Below are 15,825 nucleotides of genomic sequence, written 5' to 3'. Positions count from 1 at the left end.
AAGCGAGTGTCACGCGGGTGTGACACGCAAGTTCCGACATGTCGATGCTCTGTCCTTGTCGGTGATCGCCGGTACCGTAGGGGTACGAGTTCGGGAGGAGGTGCCGACATGCAGCACGATCGTCCCGGCAGTCGGCCAGAGAACGCCGACGGTGAGCACGGAGGCGTGGTGGACCCTGGGCGCGAGCGCCCCGAGGTGTCCGAAGCCGCGCAGATCCGCTTCCTCGAGGAGGAAGTCGCTCTGCTTCGCCGGAAACTGACGGAATCGCCACGGCATTCGCGGCTGCTCGAGCAGCGGCTCGCGGAGGCGACCGAGCGGGTGAACCAGCTCACCGAGCGGAACACCAAGCTGGTCGACACGTTGCGGGAGGCCAGGAGCCAGCTGCTAGCGCTGCGCGAAGAGGTCGACCGCCTCGCCCAACCGCCCAGCGGCTACGGCGTGTTCCTGGTAGGCCACGACGACGGCACTGTGGACGTGTTCACCGCGGGCCGCAGGATGCGGGTGTCGGTGTCGCCCGCGGTGGACGGTGCCGCCCTGCGGCGCGGGCAGTCGGTTCGGCTCAACGAGGCGCTCACGGTCGTCGAGGGCGGCGGCTTCGAGCGCACCGGTGAGGTGTCCACGTTGCGCGAGCTGCTCGTCGCCGACGGCGAGGAGGTCGCCACCAGGGCGCTGGTCGTCGGGCACGCCGACGAGGAGCGCGTGGTGTGGCTGGCCGACCCGCTGACCGAGGCGCCGCTCAAGGCGGGTGACTCGCTGCTGGTGGACGGCAAGTCCGGCTACGCCTACGAGCGGGTGCCCAAGGCCGAGGTGGAGGACCTGGTCCTGGAGGAGGTGCCCGACGTCGACTACACCGACATCGGTGGCCTGTTCCGGCAGATCGAGCAGATCCGCGACGCGGTGGAGCTGCCGTTCCTGCACAAGGACCTGTTCGCCGAGTACGAGCTGCGCCCGCCCAAGGGCGTGCTGCTCTACGGCCCGCCCGGCTGCGGCAAGACGCTGATCGCCAAGGCGGTGGCCAACTCCCTGGCCAAGAAGGTGGCCGCGGCGCGCGGGGACCACGCGCCCAAGGACGCCAAGTCGTACTTCCTCAACATCAAGGGTCCCGAGCTGCTCAACAAGTTCGTCGGCGAGACCGAGCGGCACATCCGGCTGATCTTCCAGCGGGCGCGCGAGAAGGCGTCCGAGGGCACCCCGGTGATCGTGTTCTTCGACGAGATGGACTCGATCTTCCGCACCCGCGGCAGCGGTGTCTCCTCCGATGTGGAGACCACCATCGTCCCGCAGTTGCTCAGCGAGATCGACGGTGTGGAGGGCCTGGAGAACGTCATCGTCATCGGGGCGTCCAACCGGGAGGACATGATCGACCCGGCCATCCTGCGACCGGGCAGGCTGGACGTGAAGATCAAGATCGAACGGCCGGACGCGGAGGCGGCGCGCGACATCTTCTCCAAGTACCTCACCACCAACCTGCCCATCCACGCCGACGACCTCGCCGAGTTCGGCGGCGACAAGCGGGTGTGCATCGACGCGATGATCCAGCACACCGTGGAGCGGATGTACGAGGAGACCGAGGACAACCGCTTCCTGGAGGTCACCTACGCCAACGGGGACAAGGAAGTCCTGTACTTCCGCGACTTCAACTCCGGCGCGATGATCCAGAACATCGTGGACCGGGCGAAGAAGGCGGCCATCAAGTCCGTGTTGGAGACCCGGCAGGCGGGCCTGCGGGTGCAGCACCTGCTCGACGCCATTGTGGACGAGTTCGCCGAGAACGAGGACCTGCCCAACACGACCAACCCCGACGACTGGGCGCGGATCTCGGGCAAGAAGGGCGAGCGCATCGTCTACATAAGGACACTGGTCACCGGCAAGAACCAGGAGTCCGGGCGGGCGATAGACACCGCGACGAACACGGGCCAGTACCTCTAGGCACTGGCGGTAGTCAGATCGGTCCCCGGTGGGCCCCGACCACGCGGTCGGGGCCCACCGCCGTGCACGGACCACCCCAGCCAAGACCATCGCACCCAGCGGTGACCGGGGTTCGACCACGGGGTGAACCGATGGCCACGGAGCCTCGACGAAGTCGGGGGCGGGGACCGGGGGGCGGATCGGCACCGCGGCGGGGGAAGTGACCCGACCACCCGATACGGTCGTGGTGATCACTCCCGCATCCCCCGGAAGGACGACCGTTGCCCCGGGTTCGCGCCCTGGCGCTCGTCGCCGCGCTCCCCCTCGCCGCGCTCGCGGCCTGTTCGGACCGCCCGAACGACCTCTACACCTACTACGACGACCCCACCTCGGCCTCGGCGGTGGCGGGCGAGGTCACCGCGCGGCCCCCGGTGTCCACCTCGGCCACGCCGGTCGAGACCAGCCGCGCGCAGGCGCCCGCCGAGCTCGCCACGAACGCGTTGATGCGCCAGTCGGACCTGGTCGCCGAGGAGGTCGTGGCCGACCAGGCGGGGACGACACCGGTGACGACGCTCCCGGACTGCGGCATCGACCTGGGCGCGGGCACGGCCAAGCAGGCGACCTGGGCCTACCCGAGCGGCGCGAGGTTGCGCCAGGTCGTGGTGTTCAGCACCGGTACTGCGGCCGCCGCCGACGTCGTCGCGGCCGCCCGCTCGGAGCTGACCTGCAAGACGTTCAAGGTCGCGGGCACCACCTTCCAGCTCGACAAGTCCCTCACCCTCCCCGGGTTACCCGACACCGACGACCAGGTCGCCTGGTGCGCCACCACCCAGACCAAGTCGTCCTGCACCGTCGTGGTGGCCGCCGACCGCCTGGTCACCGCCGTCACCGTCGAGGCCTCCACCGCCGCCCGCGCCAAGACCGCCATCGCCCGGGTCGCCCCCAAGGCCGCCGAGGTGCTCACCCGCGGCGCCTGAACCACTCCTCGACCGCCACCCGACCGTCCGGGACGAACGGCCACGACGGGTTCGCCAGCCGGGCGCGCAGGTCGTCGAGCGGCAGCCACCAGCCCTCGGCGACCTCCGCCTCCTGCGGCACCACCGGCCCGTCCCAGCGGACCTCGTAGGCCCACAGGTGCTCCCGCACCGGTGCCCGCCCCGGCAGGTCGAACTCGGCGGTCATGGTGAACAGGGGCGCCAACGGCACCCCGCAGACCCCGAGCTCCTCCGCCAGCTCCCGCTCCGCGCACTCGTCCGGCGACTCCCCGGCGGCCACCACGCCACCGGCCCAGCAGTCGTGCGCGCCGGGGAAGACGTCCTTGGTGTCGGTGCGGCGGTGCACGTACACGCGCTCGCCGTCACCGGAGCGCACCAGCACCGACGAGCACGCGTGCCACAGCCCCTCGGCCCGGACCCGCTGCCTGGTGACGGCGCCGATGACCGACCCCGCCGCGTCGTAGTGCGCCACCATCTCCACGGGGTTCACCGTAACGGCGGTGTGGCGGGCCGATCCGCCGAGCCGGGGCGGGGACGCGGGGCGGGCGGCGGGAGAAAGCGCCACCGTCCCCGTAGGCTGGGCTCATGCGGCGGATCATGGGAACCGAGGTCGAGTACGGCATCGCGGTGCCGGGCGACGCGACGGCGAACCCGGTGTTGACATCGACCCAGGTCGTGCTGGCCTACGCCGCGGCGGCGGACATCCCGCGCGCGCGGCGGGCCAGGTGGGACTACGAGGTGGAGTCGCCGCTGCGCGACGCGCGGGGGTTCGACCTCGGGGTGCCCGGGATGGGGCCCGCCGACCCCGACGTGGAGGACCTGGGGGCGGCCAACGTCATCCTCACCAACGGGGCCCGGCTCTACGTCGACCACGCGCACCCCGAGTACTCCGCGCCCGAGGTCACCAACGCCCGCGACGCGGTCATCTGGGACAAGGCGGGGGAGCGGGTGATGGAGGAGGCCGCGCTGCGCGCCGCCACCGTGCCCGGCCAGCCCCGGTTGCAGCTCTACAAGAACAACATCGACAACAAGGGCGCCAGCTACGGCACCCACGAGAACTACCTGATGGCCCGCGGCACCCCGTTCGTGTCGGTCATCGGCGGCCTCACCCCGTTCTTCGCCTCCCGGCAGGTCGTCTGCGGGTCCGGCCGGGTCGGCATCGGCGCCTCCGGTGACGGCGCGGGCTTCCAGCTCTCCCAGCGCGCCGACTACATCGAGGTCGAGGTCGGCCTGGAGACCACCCTCAAGCGCGGCATCATCAACACCCGCGACGAGCCGCACGCCGACGCCGACAAGTACCGGCGGCTGCACGTGATCATCGGCGACGCGAACCTGGCCGAGACGTCGACCTACCTCAAGGTCGGCACGACGGCGCTGGTGCTCGACCTGATCGAGTCCGGTGTCCGGTTCGACCACCTCAAGCTCGCCGACCCGGTCCGCGCGGTGCACGTGCTCAGCCACGACCCGACGCTCAAGGCGACCGTCGAGCTGGCCAACGGCCGCAGGTTCACCGGTATCGACATCCAGCAGGCCTACCACGAGCTGGTCGGCGAGCACCTGGAGCGGGTGGAGCCCGACCGGGTCGGGCTCGACGTGCTGCGCACCTGGGGCGAGATCCTCGACGCGCTGCGCCGCGACCCGATGGAGACCGCCGACCGGCTGGACTGGCCCGCGAAGCTGCGGCTGCTGGAGGGCTTCCGGGCCCGCGACGGCCTGGCCTGGTCCTCGCCCCGGTTGCAGCTGGTCGACCTGCAGTACTCCGACGTGCGGCTGGACAAGGGCCTCTACAACCGGCTGGTGGCCCGCGGCTCGATGAAGCGGCTGGTCACCGAGGACGAGGTCCGCTCGGCCATCACCAGCCCGCCGCAGGACACCCGCGCCTACTTCCGCGGCCGCTGCCTGGAGCGCTACCCCAGCGCCATCGCGGCCGCCTCGTGGGACTCGGTGATCTTCGACCTCGGTCGCGAGTCGCTGGTGCGCATCCCCACCCTCGAACCGCTGCGCGGGACGAAAGCCCACGTGGGAGCGCTCCTGGACGCCGCGAACACCGCCGAGGAGCTGGTCGACGCGCTGACCGGGGCGGCCAAGCGCTGAGCCGGTCGATCATGGCTGCGGCGCGGCCCGCGACGAAAGCCGCTGCGGATCGGTAGTGTTCTCAGGTAGGGCCCCAGTTCCACACCGGGAGGCGACATGTCCCAGGAGCAGACGCAGCGCCAGGGCGGCGGAGACGGCGACGACGGCGTCGACGACACCACCGCGGCCGGGCAGGAGCGCCGGGAGAAGCTCGGCGACGACACCGACGCCATCCTCGACGAGATCGACGACGTCCTCGAGGAGAACGCCGAGGACTTCGTCCGCGCCTACGTGCAGAAGGGCGGCGAGTAGGGCCGAGCAGCCCCGCCCGCCTCGAGTCCCGACCCGCGACAGGATTGAAAGAAGGCATGGAACACACCTCGTCCCGAGGGCAGCTGGGCGCCTCGCTCCCGGCCGCCTACCTGTCGGCAGGAACCTCGTCGTTCACCGATTTCCTGCGCTCGCAGGCCCCCGACCTGCTGCCGGGCGGCCGCGGCGGGCGCGAGCAGCGCGGCACCCCGGCCGCGGTGCCGGTGGACGCCGCCCCGCACGGCACCACGATCGTGGCGCTCACCTTCGCCGGTGGCGTGCTCATCGCGGGTGACCGGCGGGCGACGGCGGGCAACCTGATCGCGCAGCGGGACATCGAGAAGGTGTTCATCACCGACGACTACTCCTCGGTGGGCATCGCGGGCACCGCGGGCCTTGCCGTGGAGATGGTCCGGCTCTACACCGTGGAGCTGCGCCACTACGAGAAGATCGAGGGCGTCCAGCTCTCCCTCGACGGCAAGACCAACAAGCTGGCCAGCATGGTGCGCGGCAACCTCGACGTCGCGCTGGCCGGTCTCGCGGTGCTGCCGCTGTTCGTCGGCTACGACATCGATGCCGCCGACCCCGCGCGGGCCGGGCGGATCGTGTCCTACGACATCACCGGCGGCCGCTACGAGGAGCGCGCGGGCTTCCACGCCATCGGCTCCGGCTCGATGTTCGCCCGCTCCGCGCTCAAGAAGCTCTACCAGCCCGACGGCGACCGCGACGCGGCGCTGCGCGCGGCCGTGGAGGCGCTCTACGACGCCGCGGACGACGACTCGGCCACCGGCGGGCCCGACATGGCCCGCGGCATCTACCCGAGCATCGCCACCATCACCGCCGACGAGGGCGCGGTGCGGGTGACCGAGCAGGAGGCGGCCACCGTCGCCGCCGCCGTGGTCGCCGAGCGCGCCGACCGGCCGCGCGGCTAGTCCCGTTGTCCCCTCGCCGACCAGCACCGAAGGAGCCCGCCCCGTGACGATGCCGTTGTACGCCTCGCCCGAGCAGCTGATGCGCGATCGCTCGGAGTACGCCCGCAAGGGCATCGCCCGGGGTCGCAGCGTCGTCGCGCTCAAGTACGCCGACGGGGTGCTCTTCGTCGCCGAGAACCCGTCGGCGACGCTGCACAAGGTCTCCGAGATCCACGACCGGATCGGCTTCGCCGCCGCCGGGCGCTACAGCGAGTACGAGAGCCTGCGCCGCGGCGGGATCCGGCACGTCGACCTGTGGGGCTACTCCTACGACCGCAGGGACGTCTCGGCCAGGCAGCTGGCCAACGTCTACGCGCAGACCCTCGGCACGATCTTCACCGAGCAGGTCAAGCCGATGGAGGTCGAGGTCTGCGTCGCCGAGGTCGGCGCGACCGCCGCGCAGGACCAGCTCTACCGGCTCACCTACGACGGCTCCATCGTCGACGAGCCGCAATTCCTGGTCATGGGCGGGCAGACCGAGCCGATCGTGGCGTCGCTGAAGGAGAACTACACCGACGCGCTGCCGATCGCCGACGCGGTCAAGCTGGCGCTGCGGGCCTTCGGCGCCGGGTCGACCGCGGCCCCCAACGGCGCGGGCACCGAGGCGGGCCCCGGCATCGAGAAGCTGGAGGTGGCGGTGCTGGAGCGGCACCGCCCGCTGCGCGCGTTCCGCCGCGTCCAGGGCGCCGCGCTGACCGCGCTGCTGCCCGTGCCCGCCGCCCAGGCCGAGACCGAGTCCCCGGCCCAGCCCGTCGAGGACGTCGAGCTGCCGCCGGACGAGGGCACCGACGCCCCGTAGTCACCCCGCGATCCCCGTTCGGCCACCGGCCGGGCGGGGATCACCGGTGTGGCCGCTGGGAGCGCTCACCACCGGTGAGCGGTGCCGCGCCCGCGGTCACCACCGGCGTCCGATATGCGCACGGATGCAGTACCGGGTGGTTCCACACGCCGCGTGATGAAAATGTGCCGTTATTCCCAGATGGCCGCAGGAAGTTTGCATAACGTCGGCGCAGCGGGCATAACTTTCGTGTGAGCGAGTTGGAACTCCGTCATCTGCGCGTCATCCGCGCGGTCGCCGACGCGGGCAGCCTGTCCAAGGCGGCGGTCCAGCTCGGGGTGTCCCAGCCCGCCCTCACCGCCCAGCTGCAGCGCCTGGAGCGCCGGGTCGGCGGCCTGCTCTTCGCCCGCACCGGCACCGGCGTCGTCCCCACCGACCTGGGCAGCTACGTGCTGTCCTCGGCGCGGGCGCTGCTCAACGACGTCGACGAGCTGATGACCGGCATCCGGCAGCGCACCCAGGCCGCCACCCACACCGGCCAGGTCCGCGTCGGCGGCCCGCCCGGGCTGATCGTGCCGCTGTTCGCCACCGCCATCGCCACGCGGCTCGGCGGCGCCGAGGCCACCATCGACATCGACATGCACCCCGCCGAGCTGGTCCGCAAGGTGCTCGACCACAAGGTCGACTTCGCCGTGCTGGAGGAGAACCCCGGCTTCCGCACCAGCCTGCCGCCGCGGCTGCTGAGCCGGATCATGTTCCGCGCCCCGCTGTTCCTCGCCATCGCCGCCGACCACCCGCTCGCCGACCACGACGAGATCCACCTGGCCGAGCTGGCCGGGGAGAGCTGGGTGATGCCGCCGGTCGCCGAGGGCACCGAGCAGCTGGCCTTCACCAGGGTCTGCGCGCAGAGCGGCTTCACGCCCAACATCAAGCACCAGATGTCGGACTCGACCACCACCAGGGCCCTGGTCCAGGCGGGCGCGGTCACCCTGGCCAAGCCGGTGGCGCGGGAGGGCAGCGGCATCGTCATCCGCCCCATCGTCGGCACCCCCATGCGCCAGGAGATCGTCCTGGTGTGGCACGAGGAGAGCGCGCTGGCCGGTGCCGCGGAACAGGCCCCCAAGGCGCTGCTGGAGGCCTACTCGCGGCTCACCGACACCAACCCGCTCTTCGCCGCCTGGTGGGCCAGGTTCCGCCCTGAGGACTGAGTCACTCCTTCCCGCCACCCACCCCCTCGCCCCCGCCCGGCATCGTTCCCGACTTGGCGCGCCTCCCCGCTGCTTGGAGGGATCAGGCGTCGTGGTGGGCGCGGTAGATGGCGAGGGCGTCGGGCTTGGCGCTGAACCCGAACTCCTGGCCGAGCGGCCCCACCTCGCCGTCGGTGGCGATCCGCCGGTAGCCGTCGAGCAGCCGCACCCGCAGCGCGCGCAGGTCGTGCTGCCGGTAGACGTGGCTGGTGCCCAGGGTCCTGGTCAGCGTGCCGATGACGAACCTGGCCCGCGAGTACGGCAGGTCGGCCCGCAGGTAGCGCACGTCGAGCAGTCCGGTGTCCAGCTCGGGCCTGCTGGTCGGCGCGAACCCCTTGGGCGCGTAGCTGCCGTTGCCGACGAACAGCATCCACACCAGGTGCGGCTTGCCGTTGAGCTCCAGCCGGATCGGCTGGGCCCGGCGCAGCGTCCTGATCAGCGCGATCGCCCCGGCAGGCCACTTGGGCCACTTGCGGGCCTCCAGCCGCTCGCGCAGCCGCACCATCTCCGGGTAGCCGCCCAGGCTGGCGGTGTTGACGAACCAGCGGTGCGTGTCGCCCTCGGTGCCGGAGATCTCGACGTAGCCGAGGTCGATCTCCACCCCGGTGCCGGTCGCCACGGACTCGACCGACTCCGCCGTCGACTCGACGCCCACGTCCCTGGCGAAGTGGTTGAGCGTCCCGGCCGGGATCAGCACCAGCGGCAGCTGGTACTCGGCGGCCACGGTCGCCACCGCCGCCACCGTGCCGTCGCCGCCCGCCACGCCGACCGCCTTGATGTCGCCCGGCGAGCGGGTGAGCTCCTCGGAGAGCTGCTCGACCAGGTCGCGGCCCGGCTCCGGGTAGACGATCGTCGCCCGCGGCCAGGACACCTTGATCTCCTCGGTGGGGTCCGCCCCCGACACGCCCGAGTGCGGGTTGACCAACACCAACAACCCGTCGCCGTCCTCCAGCGCGGCCAGCCGCACGGACTCCGTCACGTGCGCTGGGCCCTCGTGCGTCCTGGGCCACCAGTGCCGGGTCGCGTACGCCGCGCCCACCCCGATGGCCGCCCCCGCGGCGATGTCGGTCGGCCAGTGCACGCCGGTGTGCATCCGCGAGTAGGCGACCGCGGCGGCGACCGGCGCCAGAGCGATGGCCGCACCCGGGTGCTCCATGGCGACCGCGGTGGTGAACGCGACCGCCGACGCCGAGTGCCCCGACGGGAACGACGAACTGGTCGGGCGCTTGGTCAGCCGCCGGTGCTCCGGCAGCAGCTCGGCCGCGGGCCGCCTGCGGGGGAACAGGTTCTTGCCGACCAGGTTCGCCGTCGCGCTGGCGATCCCGATCGCGGCGACCCCCCGCAGCGCGCCGCGCCTGGTCGCCCCCTTGCGGGCGGCGAGCAGGGCGGCCACGGCGAACCACAGCCTGCCCTTGTTCGCCGAGCGCGACAGCGCCTTGAGCGCGTCGTCGGCGCGGGTGCGGGGCAGGTCGGCACTGCGCGTCATGAGCCGCAGGTCGACCCGGCCCACCTGTCGTCCGGTCCGCCGGACATGTCCGAACATGATCGTAGATTCAACCCGACCCCGGGGTCGGGCGCCGACTGAGACCACCGTCGTGGGCCCGCTGTGCACAACCGGTCACCGTGCGCTCGATAACAGAATGTGGACCACCCCGAACGGCGCACGGTCCGCGGCCGCGCGAGCGCCTAGGCTTAGGGGATGCAGCGGCGGATCTTCGGCATCGAGACCGAGTTCGGCGTGACCTGTACGTTCCACGGGCAGCGCAGGCTGTCGCCGGACGAGGTCGCGCGGTACCTGTTCCGGCGGGTGGTGTCGTGGGGGCGTTCCTCGAACGTGTTCCTGCGCAACGGTTCACGCCTCTACCTCGACGTCGGCTCACACCCGGAGTACGCGACCGCGGAGTGCGACGACCTCGTCCAGCTGGTCACCCACGACAAGGCAGGCGAGCGGATCCTGGAGGACCTGCTCGTCGACGCCGAGCGGCGGCTGGCCGACGAGGGCATCGGCGGCGACATCTTCCTGTTCAAGAACAACACCGACTCGGCGGGCAACTCCTACGGCTGCCACGAGAACTTCCTGGTCACCAGGGCCGGGGAGTTCTCCCGCATCGCCGACGTGCTGCTGCCGTTCCTGGTCACCCGGCAGCTGATCTGCGGGGCGGGCAAGGTGCTGCAGACCCCGCGCGGGGCGGTGTTCTGCCTCTCGCAGCGCGCCGAGCACATCTGGGAGGGCGTCTCCAGCGCCACCACCCGGTCCCGGCCGATCATCAACACCCGCGACGAGCCGCACGCCGACGCCGAGCGCTACCGGCGGCTGCACGTCATCGTCGGCGACTCGAACATGTCCGAGAGCACCACGCTGCTCAAGGTCGGCACCGCGAACCTGGTGCTGGAGATGATCGAGGACGGCGTCCAGTTCCGGGACTTCTCGCTGGACAACCCGATCCGGGCGATCCGCGAGATCAGCCACGACCTGACCGGCCGCAAGCCGGTGCGGCTCGCCGGTGGCCGCGAGGCCTCCGCGCTCGACATCCAGCGCGAGTACTACGCCAAGGCCGTCGAGCACGTCGCCCGCCGCTCGCCCGACCCGCTGGGCCAGCGCGTGGTGGACATGTGGGGCAAGGTCCTCGACGCGGTCGAGGCGCAGGACCTGACCAGGATCGACCGCGAGGTCGACTGGGCCATCAAGCACCGGCTGCTGGAGCGCTACCAGGCCAAGCACAACCTGGAGCTGTCGAGCCCGCGCATCGCCCAGCTCGACCTCGCCTACCACGACATCCGCCGCGGCCGGGGCATCTTCGACCTGCTCCAGCGCAAGGACCTGGTGGCCAGGGTCACCGACGACGGCGAGATCGAGGCCGCCAAGGACACCCCGCCGCAGACCACCAGGGCCAAGCTGCGCGGCGACTTCATCGCCGCCGCCCAGCAGGCGGGCCGCGACTTCACCGTCGACTGGGTGCACCTCAAGCTCAACGACCAGGCCCAGCGCACCGTCCTGTGCAAGGACCCCTTCCGCGCCGTCGACGAGCGGGTGGAACGCCTGATCGCCTCGCTGTAAACCTGCTTGCCGAGGGCGGGCCGCACCGGGAACATCCCCCGGCGTGGCCCGCCCTCGCGCTGTGCTGAGCAACCCGCCCGTCCTGCTGCGCAGGCTCACCCGGGCCGACGCGCCGGAGGTGCTGCGCGTGGTCGCCGAGTCGGTCGAGCACCTGCGGCCGTGGATGGCCTGGGCGGCCGTCGACCCGACCGCCGGGCAGGTCGTGGCCAACATCGACCAGTGCGTCGCGGACTGGGACAACGGCGTGGACTACTCGTACGCGATCGTCGTCGACGGCACGATCGTCGGCCGCTGCGGCATGATGCCCCGCGTCGGGCCAGGGGGCCTGGAGATGGGCTACTGGCTGCACCCGGCGCACGTCGGCAGGGGACTGGCCACCCTCGCCACCGCCGCCATGGTCGACGCGGCGTTCGCCCTACCCGACATCGACCGACTGGAGATCGTGCACGACACCGCCAACACCCGCAGCGGCGCCGTACCCCGGCGGCTCGGGTTCCGCGAGGTCGCCAGGGACTCCCCACCGCAGGAACCGATCACCGCGGCCGAGCACGGCGTCGACGTCCGCTGGCGGCTGACCAGGGCCGAGCACCTGTCCCGCTGACCGCACCCGCTTCTTTCTCTGCTGACCTGTTGCGCTGGCTCTTGTCGAGACTGGAGTCATTTATCCGGTATCAACTATCAAGATATTCGGTTATTGCGGTGGGGGCCGGCTGGTTGGCCGAGTGGGGATCGACAAGGGAAACAAGCGCCAGGACCCGGAGATGATCACGGAGGGTGAGGGGGTGTCTGCTCGGTGGGGTGGTCGGCGACTAGAACGGGTGTTCGGGTGTGGCGGGTGCCGCGGCGGGGAGCTGGGGCGTTAAGGTGCGCGGGTGTCTGTCGCACGCGCCGAACGGCTGGTGAACCTGGTGCTGTGCCTGCTGTCCACCCGCCAGTACCTCAGTGCCGAGAAGATCCGGGGGATCGTGCCCGGGTACTCCGACGCGCCGAGTGACGAGGCGTTCTTCCGGACGTTCGAGCGGGACAAGACCGAGCTGCGGGAGTTGGGGATCCCGCTGGAGGTCGGGCGCAACCGGGTGGTCGACACCGTCGACGGGTACCGGATCGCCCGGCGGGACTACGAGCTCGGCGAGATCGATCTGGAGCCGGACGAGGCCGCGGCGGTCGCGCTGGCGGTGCGGCTGTGGGACTCACCGGAGTTGACCGGTGCCGCGCACGGTGCTCTGTTGAAGCTGCGGGCGGCCGGGGTCGACGTGGACCAGGCGGCGCCGACCGTGGTCGAGTCCAAGGTCCGCACCACCGAGCCCGCGTTCGGTCCGCTGCTGGCCGCTGTCCAGGCCGGTCAGGCGGTGGCGTTCGACTACCGCCGCCCGTCGCCGGTCGAGCTGCGCGAGCGGGTCCTGGAGCCCTGGGGCGTCGTGTCCTGGCGGGGCCGCTGGTACGTGGTCGGCCACGACCGCGACCGCAAGGCGCCGCGCTGCTTCCGGCTGTCGCGGATCGTCGGCGAGGTGCGCAAGCTCGGCAAGCCGGGCACGGTGCGCAGGCCCGACGACGTGAACCTGATGGCGTTCGTCGCCAACACCAGCGGTGAGCCCGCCCGCTCGTCCACCGCCTCGCTGTGGGTCGCCGACGGCCGGGCCGCCGGTCTGCGCCGCAGCTCCAGGGTCGTCGGACAGCGCGAGGTCGACGGCATCGCCGGGGACGTCATCGAGATCGACCTGAACTACCCGGACACCGCGGCGGGCTGGATCGCGGGTTACGGGGCGGACGTGCTGGTGCTCGACCCCGAGGTGCTGGCCAAGTCGGTGCGGGAGCGGCTGCTGGCCGCGGCGGGGGGTGCGCTGTGAGCGCCGCGCAGGACCGCCTGCCCAGGCTGCTGGCCCTGGTGCCGTACCTGCTGGCCAGGCCGGGCATCCTGATCGACGAGGCGGCCGCCGACTTCGGGGTGACGGCCAGGCAGCTGCGCAAGGACCTGGAACTGCTGTGGATGTGCGGGCTGCCCGGCTACGGCCCGGGCGACCTGATCGACATCTCGTTCGACGAGGACACCGTCACCGTCGCCTTCGACGCGGGCATGCGCAGGCCGCTGCGGCTGACCGGCGCCGAGGCCACCGCGCTGCTGGTGGCGCTGCGGGCGCTGCTGGAGACCCCGGGCGTGGCCGACGCGGACGCCATCCGGCGCGCGGTCGCCAAGATCGAGTCGGCCGCGGGCCAGGCCCGCCCCGGTGGGGTCGCGGTCGGGCTCGGGGTGCGCGAGGCCGAGGGCACCGCGCGGGTCCGCGAGGTCGTGCAGTCGGCCCTGGTTGCCGGGCTGGCGCTGCGGATCAGCTACTACACCGCCTCCAAGGACGAGGTCACCGAGCGCACCGTCGACCCGATGCGGGTGTTGATCGTCGACGGCCGTGGATACCTGGAGGCGTGGTGCCGCCGCGCCGACGGGGTCCGGCTGTTCCGGTTGGACCGCGTCGACGAGGTGGTCGTGCTCGACGAGCGCGCCGCCCCGCCGCCCTACGCCGAGCCGACCGACACCTCCGAGGGCCTGTTCCGGGCCGCGCCGGACCAGCGCTCGGCCCGGCTGCTGCTGCGCCCGGACGCCCGCTGGGTGGCCGAGTACTACCCGGTGGAGGACGTCGAGGAGCTCGACGGCGGCCAGTTGCGGGTGCGGATGCGCTACTCCGACACCTCCTGGATCGTGCGGCTGCTGCTCGGCCAGGGCGGCGAGGTCGTGGTGGAGGAACCGGCCGAGTTGGCCCGTGCCGTGCGCGAGCAGGCCGCCGCCGCGGTGGCGCGGGTGGATCGTCACCTCGCGGCCACCTGAACTCCGCCTCGCGCACGCCGAAAGGGTGTTCGATCGCCGACCGGGCGCGGGGTAGAGTTCGGCCGTGCCTTATCTGCCGAGTGCGGCGCTGCTCCTCATCGGGCTGGCGCTGCTGGGTCTGCTCGTCCTGCGGGTGAACCGCGGGGTCGGCAGGACCAGAACCGTCCTCGCGGCAGCGAAGGCGACATTCGGTGACGAAACCGGACTGCTGCGCGCGCGGGTCGCCGGTCTGCGGGTCGCGGTAGCTGAACGGAAGCGCTCGCCTCGCGTAGCATGGGCGGGGCGAGGCGAGACTGGAGGACGGTCGTGAACCTGGGACCCTGGGAAATTCTGATCATCGCGGTGGTGGTCGTGCTGCTCTTCGGGGCGCGCAAGATGCCCGCGATGGCGCGGTCCCTCGGGCAGTCGATGCGCATCCTGAAGGCCGAGACCAAGGGCATGCGCGCCGACGACGAGGACGACAAGGCGGACAAGACCGCTGCCCCCGCGCAGCCCGCCGCCGCGTTGCCCGCGGCCAAGCCCGAGCAGTCGCCGGAGCAGTTGCGCGCCGAGATCGATGAGCTGCAGCGCAAGCTGAACCAGCAGCAAGCGCAGAAGAACGCGGGCTGAGAGAACCGGTCCCCACGGTGGTGAGCGACGAGTCGCTCCGCCCGGATCCGAGCCGTCGCGAGAAGCGCAAGCTGCGCAGTCGCAGGCACAATCCCGACGGAACGATGTCCCTGAAGGATCACCTCTACGAGCTGCGCACCAGACTCGGTTGGGCTGTCCTGTTCATCCTGCTCGGTGGAGTCTTCGGCTTCATCTGGTTCGAGGTCGACTTCGGCGTGGTGCCGTCACTGAGCCGCGTCCTGATCGACCCGTACTGCGCGCTGCCCGAGACGGTGCGCCTGTCCCCGAACGGCACCTGCCAACTGCTGCAGACCCAGCCGTTCGAAGCGTTCATGATCCAGTTCAAGGTCGGCATCGCCGCGGGTATGGTGCTGACCGCCCCGTTGTGGCTCTACCAGTTGTGGGCGTTCATCACCCCGGGGCTCTACGCGAAGGAGCGCCGGTTCGCCACGGTGTTCGTGTTCCTCGCGTCGATCCTGTTCGTCGCGGGTGGCGTGCTGGCGTTCCTGGTCATCCCGCAGGGCCTCAGCGTGCTGGTGTCCTTCGGTGGCGACGCGTTCATCACCGCGCTCAACGGCTCGGCCTACATCTCGTTCGTGCTGGTGATGCTGCTGATCTTCGGGGTGAGCTTCGAGGTCCCGCTGCTGATCATCATGCTGAACCGGGTCGGCGTGCTGCGCTACGAGAACCTGAGCAAGTGGCGGCGAGGCATCATCTTCGGTGTCTTCGTCTTCGCCGCGTTCGCCACCCCGGGCACCGACCCGATCTCCATGGTGGTGCTCGCCGCCGCGATGGCCGTGCTGGTGGAGCTGGCGATCCAGGTGTCGCGGGTGCACGACCGGCGCAAGGCCCGCCGCGAGGCGGTGGAGGACCCCAACGCGGGCCTGTCCGACGACGAGGCGACGCCGCTGGTGTTCGACACCGGCCCGGTCCCGGCCTCCCCGCCGCCCGCGGAGCCGGTGGTCCAGTCCGGTCCGACCCCGCCCGCCGAGCCGCGCAAGCCCGGCGGCTACGACGACGTGACCTGATCCGAGGTCTGGGTACCATGCCCGGCACGCC

16 protein-coding genes are annotated in these 15,825 nt (G+C 71.6%); 14 read left to right on the top strand and 2 right to left on the bottom strand.

Going from position 1 to position 15,825, the window contains the following annotated elements; translation table 11 throughout:
• The first annotated feature begins 108 nt into the window (after positions 1-108).
• Together arc and BMY07_RS05925 are read left to right on the top strand one after the other, a co-directional pair.
• Entirely contained in the window at positions 109-1,929 is a 1,821-nt protein-coding gene (arc, locus tag BMY07_RS05930; protein WP_092775404.1) for a proteasome ATPase, read from the top strand.
• A 260-nt stretch (positions 1,930-2,189) separates the two neighbouring features.
• The gene (locus BMY07_RS05925; RefSeq protein WP_092775403.1) at positions 2,190-2,885 is read left to right on the top strand and encodes a hypothetical protein; all 696 of its coding nucleotides are present in this window, start codon (positions 2,190-2,192) and stop codon (positions 2,883-2,885) included.
• Here BMY07_RS05925 and BMY07_RS05920 read toward each other — a convergent pair.
• On the bottom strand, positions 2,869-3,378 hold the full coding sequence (locus BMY07_RS05920) for an NUDIX hydrolase (protein WP_092775481.1): 510 nt from the start codon (positions 3,376-3,378) through the stop codon (positions 2,869-2,871). The two genes, BMY07_RS05925 and BMY07_RS05920, sit on opposite strands and share 17 nt — an antisense overlap.
• Before the next feature lie 110 nt (positions 3,379-3,488).
• Between BMY07_RS05920 and dop the strand changes: the two genes are divergently transcribed.
• The 5 genes from dop to BMY07_RS05895 all read left to right on the top strand — a co-directional run bounded on the left by dop (position 3,489) and on the right by BMY07_RS05895 (position 8,242).
• Positions 3,489-4,997 (top strand): depupylase/deamidase Dop, encoded by a 1,509-nt coding sequence (dop, locus tag BMY07_RS05915; protein ID WP_092775402.1) that lies wholly within the window; start codon positions 3,489-3,491, stop codon positions 4,995-4,997.
• Between the two features lie 96 nt (positions 4,998-5,093).
• Complete coding sequence (locus tag BMY07_RS05910) at positions 5,094-5,288, top strand: ubiquitin-like protein Pup (RefSeq protein WP_092775401.1); 195 nt, start codon at positions 5,094-5,096, stop codon at positions 5,286-5,288.
• A gap of 56 nt (positions 5,289-5,344) precedes the next feature.
• The gene (gene prcB / locus BMY07_RS05905) at positions 5,345-6,217 is read left to right on the top strand and encodes a proteasome subunit beta (protein WP_092775400.1); all 873 of its coding nucleotides are present in this window, start codon (positions 5,345-5,347) and stop codon (positions 6,215-6,217) included.
• Positions 6,218-6,260: 43 nt separating this feature from the next.
• Positions 6,261-7,055, top strand: coding sequence for a proteasome subunit alpha (gene prcA / locus BMY07_RS05900; protein WP_092775399.1), 795 nt, complete (start codon positions 6,261-6,263; stop codon positions 7,053-7,055).
• A gap of 230 nt (positions 7,056-7,285) precedes the next feature.
• Positions 7,286-8,242 (top strand): LysR family transcriptional regulator, encoded by a 957-nt coding sequence (locus BMY07_RS05895; RefSeq protein ID WP_092775398.1) that lies wholly within the window; start codon positions 7,286-7,288, stop codon positions 8,240-8,242.
• A gap of 82 nt (positions 8,243-8,324) precedes the next feature.
• Here the strand turns inward: BMY07_RS05895 and BMY07_RS05890 are convergent, their stop codons facing one another.
• Entirely contained in the window at positions 8,325-9,824 is a 1,500-nt protein-coding gene (locus tag BMY07_RS05890) for a bifunctional phosphatase PAP2/diacylglycerol kinase family protein (RefSeq protein WP_092775397.1), read from the bottom strand.
• Positions 9,825-9,980: 156 nt separating this feature from the next.
• Between BMY07_RS05890 and pafA the strand changes: the two genes are divergently transcribed.
• From pafA to tatC, 7 genes are all read left to right on the top strand, one after another.
• The gene (gene pafA / locus BMY07_RS05885; protein ID WP_092775396.1) at positions 9,981-11,339 is read left to right on the top strand and encodes a Pup--protein ligase; all 1,359 of its coding nucleotides are present in this window, start codon (positions 9,981-9,983) and stop codon (positions 11,337-11,339) included.
• 43 nt (positions 11,340-11,382) lie between these two features.
• Entirely contained in the window at positions 11,383-11,940 is a 558-nt protein-coding gene (locus BMY07_RS05880) for a GNAT family N-acetyltransferase (protein WP_092775395.1), read from the top strand.
• A gap of 271 nt (positions 11,941-12,211) precedes the next feature.
• Entirely contained in the window at positions 12,212-13,186 is a 975-nt protein-coding gene (locus BMY07_RS05875; protein ID WP_092775394.1) for a helix-turn-helix transcriptional regulator, read from the top strand.
• Positions 13,183-14,157 carry a helix-turn-helix transcriptional regulator gene (locus BMY07_RS05870; RefSeq protein WP_092775393.1) on the top strand — a complete coding sequence of 325 codons (975 nt, stop codon included), beginning with the start codon at positions 13,183-13,185 and terminating at the stop codon, positions 14,155-14,157. The genes BMY07_RS05875 and BMY07_RS05870 overlap by 4 nt, the downstream gene beginning before the upstream one ends.
• A 64-nt stretch (positions 14,158-14,221) precedes the next feature.
• On the top strand, positions 14,222-14,467 hold the full coding sequence (locus tag BMY07_RS05865) for a bacteriophage holin (RefSeq protein WP_092775392.1): 246 nt from the start codon (positions 14,222-14,224) through the stop codon (positions 14,465-14,467).
• The gene (tatA, locus tag BMY07_RS05860) at positions 14,464-14,766 is read left to right on the top strand and encodes a Sec-independent protein translocase subunit TatA (RefSeq protein ID WP_245782231.1); all 303 of its coding nucleotides are present in this window, start codon (positions 14,464-14,466) and stop codon (positions 14,764-14,766) included. Before BMY07_RS05865 ends, tatA begins: the two co-directional genes overlap by 4 nt.
• A gap of 104 nt (positions 14,767-14,870) precedes the next feature.
• Positions 14,871-15,794: a twin-arginine translocase subunit TatC gene (tatC, locus tag BMY07_RS05855; RefSeq protein WP_092775390.1), complete on the top strand. Its 924-nt coding sequence runs from the start codon at positions 14,871-14,873 to the stop codon at positions 15,792-15,794.
• The last annotated feature ends 31 nt before the right edge of the window (positions 15,795-15,825 follow it).

Origin of the sequence: Actinokineospora terrae, assembly GCF_900111175.1 — a bacterium.
GTDB classification, from domain to species: domain Bacteria; phylum Actinomycetota; class Actinomycetes; order Mycobacteriales; family Pseudonocardiaceae; genus Actinokineospora; species Actinokineospora terrae.
This window is presented reverse-complemented; position numbering and strand designations above follow the sequence as displayed.

Bases quoted from the DNA above. Each gene is read 5' to 3' on its own strand.
- arc (WP_092775404.1), top strand. From the start codon at position 109: ATGCAGCACGATCGTCCCGGCAGTCGGCCAGAGAACGCCGACGGTGAG.
- dop (WP_092775402.1), top strand. From the start codon at position 3,489: ATGCGGCGGATCATGGGAACCGAGGTCGAGTACGGCATCGCGGTGCCG.
- tatC (WP_092775390.1), top strand. From the start codon at position 14,871: ATGTCCCTGAAGGATCACCTCTACGAGCTGCGCACCAGACTCGGTTGG.
- prcB (WP_092775400.1), top strand. From the start codon at position 5,345: ATGGAACACACCTCGTCCCGAGGGCAGCTGGGCGCCTCGCTCCCGGCC.
- BMY07_RS05920 (WP_092775481.1), bottom strand. From the start codon at position 3,378: ATGGTGGCGCACTACGACGCGGCGGGGTCGGTCATCGGCGCCGTCACC.
- BMY07_RS05890 (WP_092775397.1), bottom strand. From the start codon at position 9,824: ATGTTCGGACATGTCCGGCGGACCGGACGACAGGTGGGCCGGGTCGAC.
- BMY07_RS05910 (WP_092775401.1), top strand. From the start codon at position 5,094: ATGTCCCAGGAGCAGACGCAGCGCCAGGGCGGCGGAGACGGCGACGAC.
- pafA (WP_092775396.1), top strand. From the start codon at position 9,981: ATGCAGCGGCGGATCTTCGGCATCGAGACCGAGTTCGGCGTGACCTGT.